The 19,941-nt window shown below is 43.7% G+C and carries 10 protein-coding genes; all 10 read left to right on the top strand.

The features are described from left to right. The first annotated feature begins 161 nt into the window (after positions 1–161). Positions 162–1,157, top strand: coding sequence for a FecR family protein (locus DXA15_RS15640; protein WP_128134616.1), 996 nt, complete (start codon positions 162–164; stop codon positions 1,155–1,157). Between the two features lie 149 nt (positions 1,158–1,306). After that, entirely contained in the window at positions 1,307–4,732 is a 3,426-nt protein-coding gene (locus DXA15_RS15635) for a TonB-dependent receptor (RefSeq protein WP_128134615.1), read from the top strand. 14 nt (positions 4,733–4,746) lie between these two features. After that, positions 4,747–6,531, top strand: a complete 1,785-nt coding sequence (locus tag DXA15_RS15630) for a RagB/SusD family nutrient uptake outer membrane protein (protein WP_128134614.1) — start codon at positions 4,747–4,749, stop codon at positions 6,529–6,531. Positions 6,532–6,906: 375 nt separating this feature from the next. Beyond that, entirely contained in the window at positions 6,907–8,109 is a 1,203-nt protein-coding gene (locus DXA15_RS26705; protein ID WP_233567335.1) for a hypothetical protein, read from the top strand. A gap of 2 nt (positions 8,110–8,111) precedes the next feature. Continuing rightward, complete coding sequence (locus tag DXA15_RS26700) at positions 8,112–9,188, top strand: hypothetical protein (RefSeq protein WP_233567334.1); 1,077 nt, start codon at positions 8,112–8,114, stop codon at positions 9,186–9,188. Positions 9,189–9,239: 51 nt separating this feature from the next. After that, the gene (locus DXA15_RS15620) at positions 9,240–11,501 is read left to right on the top strand and encodes a hypothetical protein (RefSeq protein ID WP_128134613.1); all 2,262 of its coding nucleotides are present in this window, start codon (positions 9,240–9,242) and stop codon (positions 11,499–11,501) included. A gap of 50 nt (positions 11,502–11,551) precedes the next feature. Further along, on the top strand, positions 11,552–13,831 hold the full coding sequence (locus DXA15_RS15615) for a hypothetical protein (protein WP_128134612.1): 2,280 nt from the start codon (positions 11,552–11,554) through the stop codon (positions 13,829–13,831). A gap of 26 nt (positions 13,832–13,857) precedes the next feature. After that, positions 13,858–16,356 carry a PQQ-binding-like beta-propeller repeat protein gene (locus DXA15_RS15610; protein WP_128134611.1) on the top strand — a complete coding sequence of 833 codons (2,499 nt, stop codon included), beginning with the start codon at positions 13,858–13,860 and terminating at the stop codon, positions 16,354–16,356. Between the two features lie 82 nt (positions 16,357–16,438). Then, positions 16,439–18,775 (top strand): hypothetical protein, encoded by a 2,337-nt coding sequence (locus tag DXA15_RS15605; protein ID WP_128134610.1) that lies wholly within the window; start codon positions 16,439–16,441, stop codon positions 18,773–18,775. A 236-nt stretch (positions 18,776–19,011) separates the two neighbouring features. After that, entirely contained in the window at positions 19,012–19,932 is a 921-nt protein-coding gene (locus DXA15_RS15600; RefSeq protein WP_233567333.1) for a metallophosphoesterase, read from the top strand. The last annotated feature ends 9 nt before the right edge of the window (positions 19,933–19,941 follow it).

Raw genomic sequence — 19,941 nt, 5'->3', positions numbered from 1 at the left:
ATCAAACGAATAAATGATTAGATACGCTTTCAGTAAAGCTTCTAATGAATTGAACCACTTAAACGGATCTTTTTGGACTTTTTTTGAAAATAATTTGATTTCATCTAAATTATTTCCGGCCGGGATGTGTATTAATATAAGAACGGTTAGAAAAAAGTCATATGCAAGATAAAGATATATTATTTGAGAATTTAATGAACGAATACATTGCGGGTTCAATAACCGATGAAAATAAAGGTATTTTGTTTTCGTTGGTGGAGAAGTCTGAATTGTATAGGAAGCAATACGATGAGATGGTCAAGCTGTATGCTCTTCTTCATGTCCCTGCTTTTGAGGCTCAGAAAGATTCTAAATATACAAATTTGAAAGAGAGGTTACATGTATCATCCGGTATGACTGTCGGACGTAAATGGGTAATCTATGCCCGGAATGTAGCTGCGGTTATCTTATTAATGGTAACAGTTTCTTTAGGTTCTATATTTACATATGAAGAACTGGATAATTCCGGAGATATGCTGTATAACGAGACAACGGTGCCACTGGGTTCACAGACAAAGATTCTTTTGCCGGATGGTTCGACAGCAGTCCTTAATTCCGGTTCTATTCTGAAATATCCATTATCTTATGGAAAGAAAGAGCGTAATGTTTATCTGGTAGGAGAGGGGTATTTTGAGGTGGCCAAGAACAAAGAAAAAGTATTCCAGGTACATGCCGGAGATATGAAGGTCAAAGTGACGGGTACTGTTTTCAATGTCCGGTCATATCCCGAAGACCTTTCAGCCGAAGTCTCTCTGATTAACGGAGGGGTAGATGTTTCTGTCAATAATAAATATGTTCGCTTAAAACCTGATGAAAAAGCTATTTATAATCGTGGAACAGGACAATTGTACAGCGAAAGCACTGAATCCTATAAGTCAGCGTTGTGGACAACCGGAAGGCTGAGTTTTGTGAATACTTCGTTTGCCGAAATATTGAAAGACATAGAACGGAAATATAATGTAAAGATTCATGTAGAAAGTGATAAGGTCGAAAAGGAATACTTTTCAGGAAGTATCAATCTGGAAATGTCGCTTCAGGAAGTGTTTAATTTTATTGATGTGGATAAGAAATATCGGTTCGAAGTAAGCGGTGGTGTTATTTCAGTGAAAGATAGATAAAGAGAATGATTAGTTTTTATGTTTAACCTAAAAAGTATTATTATGATAGAGAGTGGATAAAAAGGAATCGGAGATGGTTGGCACTTCTCTCCGATTCACAAAAGATTTTAATTCAATTAGTTGTTAACTAACAAATTTCTTACAAAGATATGAAAAGAAATTATTCTTTGATAAAACAATTAAGTTCATTTATAGTATTGAGCGCAATAACCTCATCTGTGTATGCCAATACTATAATGCAAGATGTAAAAATTACTATAAATCGTCAAAATGCTCCCATAAGCAGAGTACTTGACGATATAGAAGAACAGACCGGTTATTCCATTTTGGTGCGTAATAACGACATAAATGTGAAGAAGAAGGTTTCGGTAAATGCAGACAATAAAACGATCGAACAGGTATTAGCCTCTGTTTTTAAAGGGATGGACGTGCGATATGATGTTGAAGGAAAGACAATCTCCATTTACAAACCTGATGTAACCGTAGTCCAGTCTGTTAACCAGCAGAAACGTATCGTAAAAGGTGTCGTTGTCGATAAAAACAATGAACCGGTAATCGGGGCCAATGTCATAGATAAAGGTGACAAGACGAATGGTACCATTACGGATATAGATGGTAAATTTACTTTGAATGTCGCAGATAATGCAGCATTGGAGATCTCCTTTATCGGGTATAAGTCTCAGGAGATACCAACGAAGGGAAAAATGAACCTGAATATTGTCCTGATGGATGATACGGAATTGCTGGATGAGGTTGTTGTGGTCGGTTATCTGACACAGAAAAAAACGTCATTAACAGGAGCTGTGTCAAACATGAAGATGGAAGAAAACCTGACGACTATTCCGACAGCCTCGGCTGCAAATTTATTGGCAGGAAAAATGGCGGGTGTCAATATCTCTTCTAAAAACGGGCTTCCGGGTACAAATCCGAAATTACAAATCCGTACCATCTCTTCCTGGAAAGAGGAAAAATACAATCCGCAGCCGGTAACTTATGTCATTGATGGTGTCGTTAGGGATGCTACGTCTTTCAATGCGATGAGCGCAAATGAAATTGAAGATATTTCTGTATTGAAAGATGCGGCTTCGGCTGCTATTTATGGATCACGTTCGTCCGGTGGTGTTGTTATCGTAACGACCAAGAAAGGTAAGATTGGCAAGCCGACTATCAATTATTCGTATGGTTTCTCTGTCGATACACGTACGAAAGGTTATGATCTGACGGATGGTGTGCAAACGGCCGAGATATATAACCGTGTCAATCCTGAATCTACCAGTAAATGGACACAGGAAGAGATCGACCATATCGCTTCTATTAATGGCGGATACGGATATAACCAGTTGGATGAAGTATATCAGAACCCGACTACGCAAACACATAATTTGAATATCTCGGGTGGTAATGACCGGATTCATTATTTTGGAGCAGCTTCCTACATGAAACAACAAGGGTTCTTGTCTCCGCTTACATACGATAAATATAATATCCGTATGAATGTGACGGCTAAAGTGACTGACGATTTTGAATTGTATACCGGATTTTCATTAACCAATGACAAGATCGGTCGTATTGCCAGTGACGGTACGGATTGGGCATACGATACGTATGGTAAATTGCGTATTTGGCAACCGGAGCAGCCAGTATTTACCGATAGTGGAAAATTGGTTGATTACGGTTGGATCGGCAATGTGGGTGCCCGTGTATTGGGTTATGACGGATATCGTTATGATAAGCGTCTGAATCCGACATTTACCGTAAAGGGAACATATAAAATGCCTTTCCTGAAGGGATTGAGTGCCAGTGTTCAATACAACAGGACTTGGACGCACAATACGGTGAACGGGTATTATACTAACTATGATATGTATATCACCAAACATAGTGGTGCCAACGGACGTATCATGTCTACACGAGATGAAGATATTGTCGGGGTTAAGCGGTCCAGCCAATATGGCAGGGATTATTTGCGCAAGGATTCCAAATGGGGAGATACTCAACAGTTGAACTTCTATTTAAATTATGCCAATACGTTCAACGATGTGCATAATGTGGCTGCGGTATTATTGACAGAGTGGTCCGAAGGGTTCAATGACAGTGTTTATGGTCTCAGAGAAACTTTCCCGACTTATATGACTGACCAGTTTTGGGCGGCAGGTAGCTCGCGAGAGTTCACCTCCGGTGGGGGAGATCCCTCTTATAAAAACGGACGTATGTCTTATGTAGGACAGTTCAGTTACTCATATGCAAATAAATATTTGTTAGGTTTCTCTTTCCGTGAAGACGGTTCCATGAACTTTGCTCCTTCTCAGCGTTGGGGGTTCTTCCCGGCAGGTTCTGCCGGCTGGGTACTGTCTGAAGAAAACTTCTTCAACAAGAAATGGATCCAGTTTATGAAGCTTCGTGGTTCTATCGGTCTGACCGGTGACGACTCTGTCGGTGGATGGCAATGGCAAGAATCTTATACGGCTGTCAAGCTCAATGATAACAATAATGTCTTACCGGCTTATTTCGGCAAGAATCCTTCTAAACATGTCGGTTTGAATTACGGTAATGTAGTCAATCCGAACCTGACATGGGAAAAGGCATTGAACTATAACGTCGGTTTGGATATGACCTTCCTGGATCATTGGAATTTGAGTGCAGATTATTGGTTCCGTAAATCATACGATATCTTGGATAATCGTCAGGCAACATTGCCTACTACTTTTAGCCGTGACATGCCTGCCGAAAACTACGGTAAGATGAACGCGCAAGGTATCGACTTGCAATTGGGGTATAAGGGAGCAAGCCACGATTTCAACTACTATGGTAATTTGACTCTGTCTTATGGATGGAACGAAATCAAATATAAAGACTACGCCGAAAACGCTCAATGGATCGATATTCCTATCGGCACATCTACAAGTCGTTGGGTTGCGTATGATTTTGATCGCATTATCCGTACACAAGAAGAGTTGGACGCTTTCAATGCGGAACATCCGAATTATTCATTTAAAGGTATGAAGCCGGAATTAGGTATGCTTGTTTATAAAGACCATTCAGGTCCGGATGGCACACCCGATGGCGTTGTCGATAGCTGGGACCGTGTAGTGTTGCGTGATAAGAACTTCCCGGTACAATATGGCTTGAATTTGGGTGGTAGTTGGAAAGGACTCAGTTTGGACATGATGTTCTCCGGTGAGTTGGGCAGAGACCGTTCTTTCCGTGATTTGGCGGGCAATGTGGAATGGAACCGTGTATGGGCTGAATGGTATGACAACAGTTGGACTCCTGAAAACCCGAATGCCATGCTTCCGAAACAGGTGAGCGCAAATGCTCCGAGAACATATAAGGACGATGACTGTCAGTTTTGGTTGAAGAAGACTAATTTCATGCGTTTGAAATATCTCACATTGAGCTATGACCTGCCGAAGGGACAGTTATACAATAAACTATTTGACAATGTACGGCTTTTCGTGACTGGGTCTAACCTTTTTGTATTAAGTAGCTTCAAATATTATGATCCTGAACTGGAACATGGCAATGCCTATCCGATTATGCGGTCATTCAATTTTGGTATTGATGTGAAATTTTAAATCTGAAGTAAACAATGAAACGATTCAAATTATTAGCAGGTCTGCTTTGTGCTTTTCTTATGTATGGATGCAGTCTGGATTACGAAAATACAAATTCCATCACACCGGACGGAGTATGGAAAAATTCTGAAATGATCAATGCGTTCCTGTCTAACATCTATGGAAACATGATGCCCGGTTGGCCTATTGCTGCCAACAATACGGATGAGGGTATGAATGGACCGACAGAAATGAACCAGTATGTACGTGGAGAATATTCCGTAGATATTAGTGGGCAAGGTTTGGATTATCGATTTATAGAAAGGATTAATTTCTTTTTAACGAATCTGGAAACGGTTGAACTTTCTGTTTTGACTCAGGTAGAGAAAGACCGAATGCGCGGACAAGCCTTGTTTTGGCGTGCGTGGGATTATTGGGGAAAGGTGTTCACATTGGGTGGTGTCCCTTTGATCTTGGAGGGGCAGGATGTATCTGATATCAATTCATTGTTGGTATCCCGTAATTCAACAAGTGAATGCATGGCACAGATCGTGAAAGACTTGGATGAGGCTATTTCTTTGCTTCCGGATGTATGGGGAGATAGCGACTATGCCCGGATTGATAAGGGATGTGCTATGGCTTTCAAAGGACGTGTTCTGTTGGCATACGCCAGTCCACTATTTAATCCGAACCACGATCAGACTCGTTGGCAGCAGGCCTATGAGGCTAACAAAGCCGCAGTCGATTTCTTGCAGGGCGTAGGTAAAGGACTGTATCAAGGTAAATATGCAGATATTTGGTATGACGAACAAAACTGCGAGGTTATCATGGTGAACCAATTTTTCGGTCCGGACCATTATCTGGATCAGAAGAATATCCGACCGCTTCCTTTGACAAAGGATATGGCTGATCAAAACGAGGCTATCTTGCCATTGCTGTTGGCTTTTCCGAAAGCGGATGGAACACCGCTGGAGCTGGATGTAAACCGTTTAGCCAATGATATGGATTATAACCATGAATTCGTAAATGAGTTCTACAATAACCGTGATCCACGTTTCCATGCCACGATATTTTGTCCGGGTACGGAGTATCCCTGCAACGATGTACTTATCGGTGACAATAAGTATTGGAATGGTTGGCATATCCTGAGCGATGGAGCTTATGCTCACCTTACCATGGATGAGTTCGGAAAAGCTGCCGGAGCCAGTTCGAACTTCTATCAACGCAAAGGTCTTGACTATAACATTAATGCCAGTAAAGTATATGAAGCTCAGGTTGATTGGGTTGAAATTCGTTTCACAGAGGTGTTGATGAACTATGGTGAGTGTGCAAATGAAGTAGGTAAGAGCAGTGAAGCATTGCAGGTGTTATATGATGTCCGGAAACGTGCCGGTATAGAAAACACAACAGGTAACTATGGTATTACAGCTACTTCACAGGGTGATATTCGCGAAGCATATATGACCGAACGTTACATCGAATTCGCTTACGAGGGTAAACGCTGGAACGACTTGCGTCGCTGGAAACGTTTCGACATCCTGAACGAAATCAAATACCGTTCGTCTCTTTGGTTGGTTATCAACGATTACAGTGTAGTGAAAAATGGTAATTTCGATTGGGCAAAAGACATGTTCGATCCGGAAGTCAATAAGCTTTTCCGTTTCGATTATATCGAATGCGTGGATGGTGACAAGACTCTGTATCGTTTTAACCTGGATAACAACCATTGGTTCTATCCGCTCAAGAAGAATGACTTGGATCGCAATTCCAAACTGGAACAAAACAACGAATGGGGCGGCACTTTCGACCCGTTGAAATAAGTGTTTGATTTGAATTGATTGACTAAAGCATGCAGATTTTATCTGTAAAGATTTGTCTGCATGCTTTTTCATACCTTATAAGCAAAATACTTTTAATCTTTAAATTTATATACTCTCTCACACGTTTGAAACAGGCGCGCCTGATTGACTATCCGGTGACGTTGTATGTCGGTGCGCGTCCGGACAACGGGGAGAGTGACAGGCCTGAGATAGAATAGGCTTGGATGTGATAAGCCCCGGTATCGGGGCTTACTTTGTTTTTAGGAGGATGTTAAGGTGGTTAAAAGCACTAATAATCCACTGAAAAGGCAGTTTTTTGCTATGTTTAGGCAAATAGCCAACCTGTATTTTTGTTTAATAATCTACAATTATACGATGGAAAAGAAATTATTATCATTGGCAGCGGTAACTGTTCTGTTATCCGGCTGTAATTTAAATACGTCTCAATCCTTTCAAACCGATTATTTCGGTATCGATGTCGATTCGCACGGTTATATCACGGGCATGTATAACCTGACGCGCGAGAGTCGCAATTTCAGTCCGGCCGATCAGCCGTCGCCTTTGTTGGCACTTTACGATAGCGGTTTGAAACGTTATTATTATCCGCAGAAAGCCCGTTATGCGGGAGGCAGATACAAACTGGAATATGAAAACGGTTCGGTGGCGACCGTGCGGTTGGACGAAAAGGACAAATATTTCAAATTGACCTTGGAGGATTTAACGCCGCGCGAGGGTATCGATGGTGTGCAGTGGGGAAATTATTATACCAATATTAATAATGTATTAGGCGAAATGATCGGAGTGGCGCGTGATACATCGGCTGCGGTCTGCTACGCGATCGGGGCGTTGGCATTGGACGACAATACGATCGGCGGGGAGTCGCGTTATACGTCAGAGACAGGCGCAGGGGGCTACATTGTCCATACGCCTGATCTGGAGAAGTATCCGTTGCCATTGACTCTTCATGAGGGAGAGAGTTTTTCCGTAGGGGGCGACGGGTTCAGCGATGTGGCTTTTTATAACCGGAAAGAGCTGTTTTATCGTTCGTTGTATGGTAGCACGGCGGGAGTGGATTGCAACGGACGCATCAATATCCGTTACCATTCGCGTGACCGCCGCGGGGAAAATATGATTTACACACCGGAAGGAGTTGCGCTTGTGAGTGAAAAATTCCGTTATCACCAACAGCGGCAAGCGGTGCCTGGTGTCGATTATATCGGTTCTTCCATCGCCTTGTGGGGAAGTCCTGATAGTACGGCGTTGATGGATGTCATCCAGACGATTGTCTTGGAAGAAGGGTTACCTCATCCCATTTTCAACGGGAAATGGGTGAAAGACCCGACCTCTTTCATGCCCGACTTGCAGACATACGGGAACCGCTACGATAGTATCGCTTCGTATGCCAAGCAAATGGGATTGAAGGTGATCAATGCTTATGACCAGGGTTTCTTGGTTCCTGACCGGGCAAATGAGGGTTATCTGGATGGAAAGGACCAGCCACGTAAGACGTATCGTTTTTCGGATGGTACCAGCTTGTCGCATCGTGAGTATGCCGACCTCTGGCTAAGGATGGTTTGATTTTGGGGCGTACCAATATCACGACCTCTTTGGCTCCCGGCACGAAAGATTGCAGCCCGTTCCCGTCAGATAGCGTGTGTATCTTGAATCGTCATTATTTGAGTGAAGATATATCGGAGAGTGATACTTTGATTTATGTGGATGCTCCGGATTACCTGAACGAGTTGATCGCTTCGGACCAGTTTTGTCCGCTTAACTTCGTAAAGATAGGGAAGGAGTTGATTCATTTTACCGGTGTGTCGGCAGAAAAGCCTTATCGGTTGTTGAACGTGGCACGAGGTTATTGGGGAACGATACCGGCAGTCCATGGCAAGGGGGATGCGGTCGACAAGTTGCAGGCGACTACTTGCTGGGGATACCAGGGACTTATCCCGAATTTGGAGTTACAGGATGAATTTGCACGTTATTATGCGGATGTTGCCGGACGGTCAGGATTGGGGCTTTATGATTTCGACGGTCAGGAGTTCTTGTTCTTTAACGGGATGGGTGGTTATTCGGTTAAAAGGTTTTACCGGACGATGTTCGACCAAGCAAAGAAGTTGAACTTGCCAGCTGACATCCGGTTTACCGGTGCCGGTTTGAGCGAAGGCTCCTGGCATTATCAAAGCGTATGGAATGTAGGTGGCGGTAAGAATATTTATGATGCAGATTTACGTGTCTGGGGAAGCACGACCAGCCAGGGAAAGGATTTGCGCGATGTGACGTATGCGAACTATTTCCCGTCCAGCTTTGGTGTTAATTTCCCTATTACGGCAGCGTCGACTGTAGAGCAATATGAACATATAGAGGCTATTGCAGTAGGACATGGAACTACTTATTTCTTGAAAATAGGTCAAGAGGATGTGGAAAGTTGTCCCCAGAAATATGCCATCTTCAACGTGATCCGTACATGGGAGGAAGCCCGCCGGGCGAATGCCTTCCCGACCTATATCCGTAAGATGTTGCAAAATCCGGCATTGAGTTGGCGGTTGGAAAAGAAGGTGGATAATGAATGGACGTTGTTCCAGATGGAGAATGGCCAAAAAGGGCGTTCTTTCGATTTGAAGGCGGATGAAAACGGTTTTTGTTTTGTTCCGTAAGAGAATGATGTAAGAAATATTATGGTAATAGTAAAGAATAATAAAAGTAAAATGAGGAAACAACTGTTTTTATTAGCCATAGGTTTAGGTACAATCAATAATTTGATATATGCGGATAGTGTTTCTTGGTTACCTAAGGAGGGGACGGCGAAAAGTACTATCCGTCTGTTGGAGTGTTCTTACGATAAAGCTCAATTAGTAAAGGCAGAGGAGATTACTTCCGCCTCTTCAGATTGGGATGTAAGCCTTGCCGGAGAGCCAGAAGGACATGCAACCCCTTACGGCACGCAATATGTATATGAGTACACTTTCAAGGCGAAACGTACCCTGCAATCGGCAGGTGTGGCTGTTGCTTTCGACCGTTATAACTGGAGTAGTGATAATTATGTCATGATACCGTCTGTGGTTTATAACGGCAACCGGCAACGGATTGTTAACCGTCCGTATGCGACAGGTTTGGATTTAACGGATTACAGGAGGCCTGATCTGGCATTAACCTCAAATCCGATACCCCAATTGTCTCCTGAGTTTGGTGCGCCATCCAAGTTGGAGGTGTTGGTGAACAATGCGGCTACTCCGGCTATCGCTTGGTTGGAACGTGCCCGGCAGAAAGGGTATGTTTTGCTGACTGACCAAGGGATAGAACAGAATGGAACGATTTACGACCATGCTTTAATCGTAGAAGAAAGTCCGGATCGTTCCGTATCATCGATGATAGTCAGTGCACCCGGTGTGCGTGAGAAGAAGCCGCAGTTTATCGGTTTTAGCGAAAGCCCGGATCGGGGACTTTCTTTTCGGAAAGGGGAAGAGGTGAAGGTGCGTGTGCGTTTGTTCGCTTTTGATGCGCCTGCCGTTCCGGTTGTTTTGGAGCGTTTCCATCAGGTACGCAAGTTGCAGACGGGAGAAAACCATCCTCGTAATTTGAAACCCGCCAGTGAAGTGATGCGTTTGATGACGTTTAATATCGACCGCCGTTATTTGAAATGCGATAATTGGGAATATTATTGTCCGGAGAATGCCGATTGGATTTCTTTCGGATGGATAGGCGGTTTGATGAATACCTATCCGATGCTGGCGTTAGATGATCCGGAACATTTGCGTAGGGTGGCCAACACGTTCGATTTCGCTTTGCCCCGTGCACAAGGGAAGAGCGGTTATTTTTATGGAACGTTAGGTTCGGACGGGAAAGTGTTCGGACGGGACGGATGTGTGGAACATCCGGAGATAAACCTGACTCGTAAGAGTGCCGATGTGTTGTATTGGATGGTGAAACAGTTTATGTTGTTGAAAGCCCAAAACCGGCAAGAAGCTATCCGGCCGGATTGGGAAACGAGTATCAAGCGTTTGGCAGATGCTTTTGTGAATACTTGGAACAAATACGGTGAACTGGGTAATTATGTAAATGTGGAAACCGGAGAGATCGAAGTGTATAATTCGACCAGCGGTGCCATGGCAGTAGCCGGACTTGCTTTGGCTTCGCAGTATTATGGAAATCCGGAGTATTTGGAGGTTGCCGAACAGATAGGGGAGGCTCATTATAACCATTTTTCTTTGCTTGGTTTTACTTCCGGCGGTTGTGCGGATATCCTTCAAAATGCAGACTCGGAAACGGCAGTTGCTTTTTTAACTTCTTGCAATACGCTTTATGAGTTGACCCGTAAACCGGTTTGGCTGGCAAGGGCACGTGCGGCAGCTCATTTATGCTCTACGTGGACCGTCTCTTTTGATTATGTATTGCCGGAAGATACTGAGTTGGGGAAGCTGAAAACGCCGATTACCGGTGCTGTATGGGCTAGTACGCAGAATAAACATGGTGCTCCGGGATTTTGTACCTCTTCGGCGGATGCTTTGTTCCGTATATTCAGGGAAACCAGAGATTTTAGTTATGCAGAATTGTTACATGATGTTTGGCATGCTTATGTGGAAGGTATTCGTCCGAATGGTTTTATCAGCGAACGTTTGACTTATTGTGATGCCGAATTGAGAGGTACCCGTGGCTTAGGCGGTGAAGGAGGTAATGGCTGGAATGAGTTGAACGGCTGCATGATGGCGATGGAACTACCAGGTCTTTATATCCGTCCGGATAAGAATATGTTTTATGCCTTCGATCATGTAGATGTTAAATTGGTAAAAGGAAATAAGCGCGAGATGGTTTTGTCTATCACGAATACCACTCCTTTTGATGCGGAAATCTCTGTCTTGAGCGAGAGTGAGGCAGAAGCCGCTAAACCGTTGCCTGCCGTTGCCTTTGTTAATTGGAAAAAGATAAAGGTGAAAGCTGGTAAGACAATGGAGTATCGGGTGAAGAAATGAATAACGAATAATAGGATAGTAAAAACAAATTAAGATAAATAGCAAGCTGTATGATAGAGTATAAGAAAGTCCTTTCATTGTGTGCCACTTCTTTGTTTCTTTTTAGTTGTATGTCCGAAAAGACTTGGAACTTCAATACCGACTATTTCAGTATCGGTATAAATGACAAGGGATATATAACCAGTATGAAGAATACGACGGTGTCACCGGCACGCGAGTTCAGCCCAACGGATAAATCCTCTCCGTTGATGTCGTTATATGATTCAGAGAAAAAGGTGTATTATACACCGCAAAGTGCCGTTTTCGATGATGCAAAACACTGTTTTACGCTGGAATATCCGAATGGCTCTGTGGCTGAAGTTGCATTGAAGCCCTGCGATAAATATTTCAAATTGACATTGAATAGTTTGGAGCCGAGAAACGGTGTCGATGTAATTCAATGGGGCAGTTATTATACAAACATCACCAACCTGTTGGGTGAAATTATCGGAGTAGCTCGCGATACCAGTGAGGTGGTCAATTATAGTATCGGCGTGTTGGCGCTCAATGACAATACCATAGGTGGTACTGCTGATATAGAAGGGGATGCGGCTCCGTTCCAATACATCATCCACACGCCTGATAAAGAACGTTATCCGTTGCCGGACAGTTTGTATGAAGGACAGGTGTTTACGCTTGGAGGAGACGGTATCAGTGATGTGGCTTTCTATTCCCACAAGGAACCTTATTTCCGGATCATGTATGGGAATGCCGCTATGGTGGATAGCTTGGGACGTATTTACTTGAATTATCAGTCGCGCGACCGTAGCAAACCGCGCCAGGTCTTTTATTCCCTGATTCCGAACATGAAGGCGAATATCCCGAACCATATTGATGTGGAACCTATACCGGGTGTCGATTTCATCGGTTCTTCCATTGCTTTGTGGGGAAGTCCGGATAGTACGGCTTTGATGGACGTGATACAGGATATTGTCCTGTCCGAAGGATTGCCTTACCCGACTGTGAACGGCAAATGGATCAAGGACCCTGCTGCATATTCTCCGGATGTGTATGCTTATGGGAACCAGTATGATAGTATTGCTGATTATGCAAGCCGGTTAAGTTTCCCTGCTATTTATGCAGGTGATCAGGGATTTTTGCATCCTGACCGTGGTAACGAAGGGTATCTGGACGGGAAAGACCAAGCAAGGAAGACGTTCCATTTAAGTTCGGGCAATATGTCGCATCGTGAATTTGCAAACTTGTCGGCTACCAAAGGGGTGATGTTGGGACGTGACTGCATCACTAACTCGCTGGCTCCCGGAACGATGGATGCCAGTCCGGTGCCGAGTGATAGCTTGTGTTACCAGCAAAAACGTACGTTGATGAAAAGTATTACGGCTCAAGATACGTTGATTGTGGTAGACGATCCGAAATACCTGGAAGAGATCGGCAGTTGGGAAGGTCATTGTAAAAGTTTGAATATTATAAAAATAGGAAAGGAACTGATCCATTATCTGGGAGTTTCCGAAACGGCTCCTTATACGTTGCAAAATGTGACACGTGGATATTGGGGTACGCAGGCTACCGGTCATGAGGCCAATGAACCTGTCTATAAATTACAGGTGACCATCAACTATGGTTATGACGGATTGATCCCGAACTTGGCTCTTCAGGACAAAATAGCTGAATATTATGCAGAAACAGCAGCCCGTAGCGGTGTGACTTTTTATGATTTCGACGGGCAGGAATTCTTGTTCAACAACGGTCACGGGTACTATTCCGCTAAACGTTTCTTCCGTAAACTGTTTGCTAAGGCCAAAGAGCTGGGTGTCCCTTATATCCGTTTTGCCGGAGCCACCTTGTCGGAAGGCTCTTGGCATTACCAAAGTGTATGGAATGTGGGTCGGTATGATGTCGAGAAACGCGACTGGTGCGCTGTTACTAGTCAAGGAAAAGACATGCGTGATGTGACCTATTCTAATTATTTCCCGGTTTCATTCGGAGGAAACTTTGCCATAAAAGATACTTCTTATGTAGAACAATATGAGCATGTGCAGGCTATGTCGGTAGGATATGGCGTGACCTATTTCCTGCCTCTCAGTCAAAAAGAGGTGGAAAGTTGCCCGCAAAAAGAAGCTATATTTGCCACCATTCGCACGTGGGAAGATGCCCGTCGGGCGAATGCTTTCCCAACCTATATCCGTAAGATGTTGCAAAATCCGGCATTGAACTGGCGTTTGGAAAAGAAGGCGGACAACGAATGGACATTGTACCAGATGGAGAATGGCCGGAAAGGGCGTTCGTTCGAGCTAAAGGAGGATGAGAAGAGTATTTGTTTTGTACCGTAAGTGATTTTATAAGACGATAAAAAATTATGTTTAAACGAATTATAAGTATCGTATTGGCATCCAGTGTGTCAGGATTAGCTTCGGCTGCGTATTCCGGCCGCGTCTTTGTAGATAAAAATGGAAATAATCAATATGACAGGGGAGAGATGCTACTCTCCGGTGTCTCCGTGTCGGATGGACTGAATGTCGTGCAGACAGACAAGGATGGACTGTTCGACCTGCCCGGCCATGAGAAGGCACGTTTTGTTTTCATAACCCTTCCGAGCGGTTATCGAAGTAATTCTTTCTATCAGCGGATAGATGGGCAACAATCGGCCTATGACTTTGCTTTGCAGACAACCAATCCCAAAAGCTTGAAGGTAGACGGGAGTCACCGGTTTATCCATATATCGGACACGCATATTGGGGATTATTCTGCCCAAACAGCAGTAGATGGTCATGCCGCCAGTTCAAAGGATTTGCGCGATTATGTGAAGAATGAAGATATAGCCTTTGTGATTCATACCGGCGATGTGTGCCGTGAGAACTTTGCAGCCTACAAGTCTTTCCTAAACAATGAGAATATGCCCTCTTCACAAATGTTTAATTGCATTGGCAACCATGATTTAGGTAGTGGGGCGTATGGAGAGGAAGGCTTTGAGAACTTCTTCGGACCGGCGTATTACTCCTTTGAAGTGGGTAATGTTCATTATATCGTCACCCCTATGGAGAGAGGTGATGGGAAACCTGACTTCACGTCGGAACGTATCGGTCAATGGCTGCAAAATGATTTGAAGTATGTCTCGGAAGGCAAACCTATCATTGTTTTCAACCATAGTGTGATGACTGCCAACGGCCATTTTAAGTTTGGCAGTCAAAATGTCGGATGGATAGATTTAGCCGATTATAACCTGAAAGCATGGTTGTATGGCCATTGGCATCAGCATCGCATGTATCGGTATGATGACTCAGAGGTCTTGATGCTTTGTTCTCCAGGACAGGCACATGGCACGTTTAATCATACGCCAGCCTCTTTCCGAGTGCTGACGGTCGACAAGGCGGGCGAACTCTCTTCGGAAATACGGTATCCCTATTTCGATAAAAAGCTGACAATAGCCTTTATCGACAATGGATGTTCAGCTATAACGACAGCGGGCAAAGTTCCTTTGTATGTCAACGCATACTCTTCGGTGTCTCCGGTTGGGAAGGTAACATGCAGTTATTCCTGCCAGGACAAGAGTTACTTGACCGGCCAACCGTTAAGACAGCAGACGGACTTCTGTTGGTGTACCGACCTCACATTGCCCGCTTCCCTCGAAGGACAGTTGGTGACAGTGACGGTGACGGCTACTTTCCAAAATGGAGAGGTGTCGCAAGAAAGTAGCACGTTTCGCTACCTGCCCGAAAAGAATATACCGGTAAAACCGGGCGGCGACTGGGATAACCTGCTACAAAATGCGGCACATGTACCGGTCTTACAAGATACGCTTCCTTCCCACTTACAATTAGCATGGATACAAAACATCGGTTCCAATATCCTCTTCTCTTCCCCCATCGTTTATCAGGGAGCTGTCTATGCCGCTTCGATAGATGACAACGGCAAAGGGAAGGCTGCGGTAGTATGCATGGATATGGCAAGCGGGGAGGTCAAATGGCGGTATTCGGTACGCCACTCCATACGTAGTTGTATCGCAGCCGAGGATGGATGCATCTTCGCCCAAGATGTAAACGGATGGTTGTATGCGCTAGAGGCATCAACCGGCCAATTGGTTTGGGAGAAGAATTTGGAAATGAACAAACAAGTTCCTTTGGACAATGGGTTAGTCACCTCCGATGGGATTGTTTATGCCGGGACAGGACATTCATTGTGTGCTTTGCGGGCAAAGAGCGGCGAACAGGTTTGGCGTAACAAAGACTGGGATACTTCACACGGGACAGCCTCTACCCTTTCTGTTCATAATGGCGTATTGGTGGCTCAGACTTTTTGGGAAGCTGCATACGCCAATGATACTCAAACGGGCAAGATGTTGTGGGGAAGAGGTGCGTATGGTTATGGTGGTTCGGCAACAATGATAGACGACTTGGTTTATTTTACTTCCAATTCCTCATTGTGTGTAGCCAATGCACGAACAGGAAAGCGGATTATTCAGAAAAAGTTCGATTTCCTTATCAATAATCTCTCTGCCCCGTTGGTAACGGACAGTGAAATTATCTTGGCCACCTCCGCCGATGGCGTTATTGCTGTAGATAGGGAGACGCTAGAGGTTAAATGGCGTTTTAAACCGGGCAAATCACTCATCTATACAGCTCCATCTTTGGATGACCCAGCATCTTCTTTAGAGAGTAGCCCGGTATGGAGCGGAGAGATAATCTACATAGGTGCTTCGGATGGTGTTTTATATGCTCTAAACCGTAAAACCGGTAAACTGCAATGGAAACATGAGTTCGGCTCTGCCGTGTTGGGGACAGTAGCTGTAAGTGGTAATATGCTATTCGTGGCCGATTTTGCAGGTAATGTGTATGGATTTGTTGGAGATGAAAAGTAACGTAATAGTATCGAATAAATAATAATGAGAAAACTATTATTTTTAATAACTATCGTTTTAGGAGCAATAAGTTATGCAGCGAGTGCGGATATTTAATGTTCTGTTATGTCTGTTGTTGGTGCAAATAGCCAACGCTCAAGACAATAGAAAAGGTTCATGGTTGCCAGCCAATGCTACAGGAATCCAATCGAACAATGGGCAGATGGTATCAGACTTTTTGGAACCGCTGCGTGGCAGTGTGCGTCCGCTTGTTTGCTGCTATAACGGGAATGTGTTGAAATCGGCAACGGTTTTTGATGCAGGGAAAATGGAACAATGGGATCATGCTTGGAATTGTCGGATAGTTGAAACGGCAGTAGCAGATCAACCGGATGCCTTGGATTTGGAGGTGGACTTTTCGGTTACCCGTGGAAAATTGGATTCTGCAGGAGTGGCTTTGGCTTTTGATTTTACGGGCTGGAGCTGTGAAAACTATGTATTGATGCCTGCTTATGTTTACAATGGGAATAGGTTCCATGTGGAGACCAACGGATATTGTGCACCTTATCCTTCCTACTATTATTACAATAAAAAAGTACCTCTTTTGTTTTCAAACAGCCCTCGGTTGTCGGAAAAACGGGAGGCGGCTAAAATAGAAGGGCTTACCGGTAATTTAGCAACACCTGCCTTTTGTCTCTTTTCACCGAAGGATCAAAGAGGATGTATTATCCTTGTGGAACAAAAAAGTCGTTTGGGCAACTATGGAATGTTTATAGAGGAAAATGAATCTCAGGATATGGCAACCTTTGTTATTAGTGCTCCTGGGGTTCGTGAGCAGGCGGCTGGGTTTGGTAATTTTAGGAATAGTGGCGATCTGCCCTGTAAATGGGAAGCCGGAGATGAATTACGAATGAAACTTCGGGTTTATAGTTTTAAAGCGGGTGGAATCCCGGACCTTTTGGATAAATTCATGGATGTCCGCAAGGTAGTAACGGGAGAAAATCACTCAAGGAATCTTTGCCCGTTCAGCATGGTTACATCCTTGACGGCAGATTATAAGAATAATGTCCGTTGGCTGGAAAATCCTGAAGGGGGAAGTTTTTACCGTATGGAAAATTCGGACGGTTATCAAATAGGATGGGTTGGCGGCCTGATGGGAACGTATGCGATGTTGGCATTGGATGACGCTTTGTCCCGTGAACGGGTAGTTAAGACATTTGATTATGTCCTCTCGAATATGCGTGGAAAGAGTGGGTATCTTTATGGTACCTATAAGAATGGGATGGTGTTGAGTGATAGGGATAATATACCGGAGGCTGCATTGGTGAGGAAAAATTCGGATGTCTTGTTTTTTATGATTAAACATTTTATGCTCTTCGAACAACAGGGGTATGGTGATTTAATCAAGCAAGAATGGAAAGAGGCTGCCAAAGCCCTTGCACAAGCGTTTGTCAAGACTTGGAATGAAAATAAGGATTTAGGGAATTACGTGAATGCTGCTACCGGCGAAATAATCATTTATCATTCGACATCCGGCGCAATTGCACCACCGGCAGGACTCGTATTGGCGTCCCAATATTTTAAGGAGAAATCTTTCTTGCAGGCAGCCAAGGAAATAGCCGACCATTTTTATTCGGATTATATCGTTCGTCTAGGGCTGAGTTGTGCTCATTCAGGAGATATCATGCAAGATGCTGATGCCGATTCCGTTTACGGTCTTGTTGAATCTTTTATGGCGTTGTATTATGCAACGAAAGATAAGAAGTGGTTGATAAAAGCCCAGACGGCAGCTAATTTGGCTGCAACTTGGACATTGTCGTATGATTATGAATATCCGGCAGGTTCAACGTTAGCGAATTTAGGAGCAAATACCGCGGGAGCTATATGGGCCAGTGTACAAAACAAACATGCCGCTCCGGGTATTTGTACCGGTTCGGGTGATTATTTGTTCAAACTGTTCCGTGCGACTAATCAAAAACGATATGCTGACCTATTGTGTGATATTATTCATGCGCATTCGGAAGTGATGGAAACGCCGGGAAGACAAACAACCGGTATGGGACCGGGTACGTCCATGGAACGTATTCAAACGACTGATGCGGATGGAAAGGGTGCAATGGGCATGATCCTTAAAACTTCTAATGGCTGGACGGAAGATTGTGGTTTGTTGATGTCGTTGGAGGTTCCGGGCATATATGTACAAACGGATAAGAATGTTTTATATGTATTTGACCATTTGAAAGCAGAAGTCGTTCATCGAAACGGAAAAGAAGTCACATTGCGAATAAGTAATCCTACGCGCTTTGATGCCGTTACGACAATATTTACAGAACATTCAACGCAAGCAAAGAAGCCTTTGGGGTATTGTAATTTCCCCAATTGGAAAAAAGTGTCGGTAAAAGCGGGGGATACGGTGGAAATGGTTGTAAGTAGTAAGTAATAGAGGATTTTGTTCCATAAAAACATATATAATAATGAAAAGAAAAATTATTTGTTTGTTGTCATTGGGGATTTTGCTCCCTTTTAATCTGTTGGACGTGCAAGAGTCACGTTTTGGTTTTTGTGACCGTTTGGAACTGTTAAAATGGGCGGATATTATTCGTTTTCATTACATGAGTTTACGGTAGAGTAAATGCGATAATAAACTATTGAAATCATTAAAAATAGCATAATACAATGAACAGAAAAAGATTCTTACAATTATCAGGCATGTTGTTGCCTATTCCCTTTCTGGGTTGCGTTTCGAAAACAGGACAGGAGGTAGCTGGTGATAACTCTCGTTCAATAGAGAAATTTTCTTTTGCCTTTTTAACCGATGTACATCTAGGCCCGGATAATTATGGCGATGGAGATAATGGTCTGAGGCAGGCACTTGCCGATGCAAAGAAACGCAATGTGGACTTTGTGTTGTTCGGTGGAGACAATATAGGTACGGATCATTATAAAAAAGAAGAACAACAAGTTGCGGATTCATTACATGAGCATTTTAAAAGTATTGTATCGGAATTTTCATTGCCTTCTTATTTTACGATAGGCAATCACGACCGTTATTTTTATTGCGATGGAGAGGAAGATCGGTTTGGGTTTAAATTGTTTGAAAGGCATTACGGACCGGTTTATCATTCTTTTGACCATAAAGGAGTACATTTTATAGTCTTAAACAGTATGGATCGTGATGGAGATAAATATTGCCATATCGGTCCGGAACAAATGGATTGGTTACGAAAGGACTTGGAGGCTGTGGGAAAAGAAATGCCGATAGTCGTGTCACTGCATGTCCCTTTGTTGTCTCTTTATTATCCGGTAGTGGATGGAACATTTGGGTTTGAAAATGTCGGCAACACCAAACAGGTCGTGGATTTGTTGAATCAATACAATCTAAAGGTGGTTTTGCAGGGACATCAACATATCCATGAAGAAATAATGGAGCGTAATCGTTGGTTTGTGACAGGGGGTGGTGTGAGTGCTTGTTGGTGGCAAGGACCTATGCAAGAAACAGAAGAAGGCTATTTGCTGGTACATGTCGGCAAGGATGATAGCTTTACTTGGGAATATATCGATTATGGTTGGGAGGCAAAAATCACCCCCAAAAAATAATCGGATAGA

The sequence above is a fragment of the Parabacteroides sp. AM58-2XD genome (genome assembly GCF_003463685.1).
Classification (GTDB): domain Bacteria; phylum Bacteroidota; class Bacteroidia; order Bacteroidales; family Tannerellaceae; genus Parabacteroides; species Parabacteroides segnis.
This window is presented reverse-complemented; position numbering and strand designations above follow the sequence as displayed.

What these genes read in the sequence shown, in the direction of transcription:
- DXA15_RS15640 (WP_128134616.1), top strand. Translation starts at nt 162, where the DNA reads ATGCAAGATAAAGATATATTATTTGAGAATTTAATGAACGAATACATT.
- DXA15_RS15635 (WP_128134615.1), top strand. Translation starts at nt 1,307, where the DNA reads ATGAAAAGAAATTATTCTTTGATAAAACAATTAAGTTCATTTATAGTA.
- DXA15_RS15630 (WP_128134614.1), top strand. Translation starts at nt 4,747, where the DNA reads ATGAAACGATTCAAATTATTAGCAGGTCTGCTTTGTGCTTTTCTTATG.
- DXA15_RS26705 (WP_233567335.1), top strand. Translation starts at nt 6,907, where the DNA reads ATGGAAAAGAAATTATTATCATTGGCAGCGGTAACTGTTCTGTTATCC.
- DXA15_RS15620 (WP_128134613.1), top strand. Translation starts at nt 9,240, where the DNA reads ATGAGGAAACAACTGTTTTTATTAGCCATAGGTTTAGGTACAATCAAT.
- DXA15_RS15615 (WP_128134612.1), top strand. Translation starts at nt 11,552, where the DNA reads ATGATAGAGTATAAGAAAGTCCTTTCATTGTGTGCCACTTCTTTGTTT.
- DXA15_RS15610 (WP_128134611.1), top strand. Translation starts at nt 13,858, where the DNA reads ATGTTTAAACGAATTATAAGTATCGTATTGGCATCCAGTGTGTCAGGA.
- DXA15_RS15600 (WP_233567333.1), top strand. Translation starts at nt 19,012, where the DNA reads ATGAACAGAAAAAGATTCTTACAATTATCAGGCATGTTGTTGCCTATT.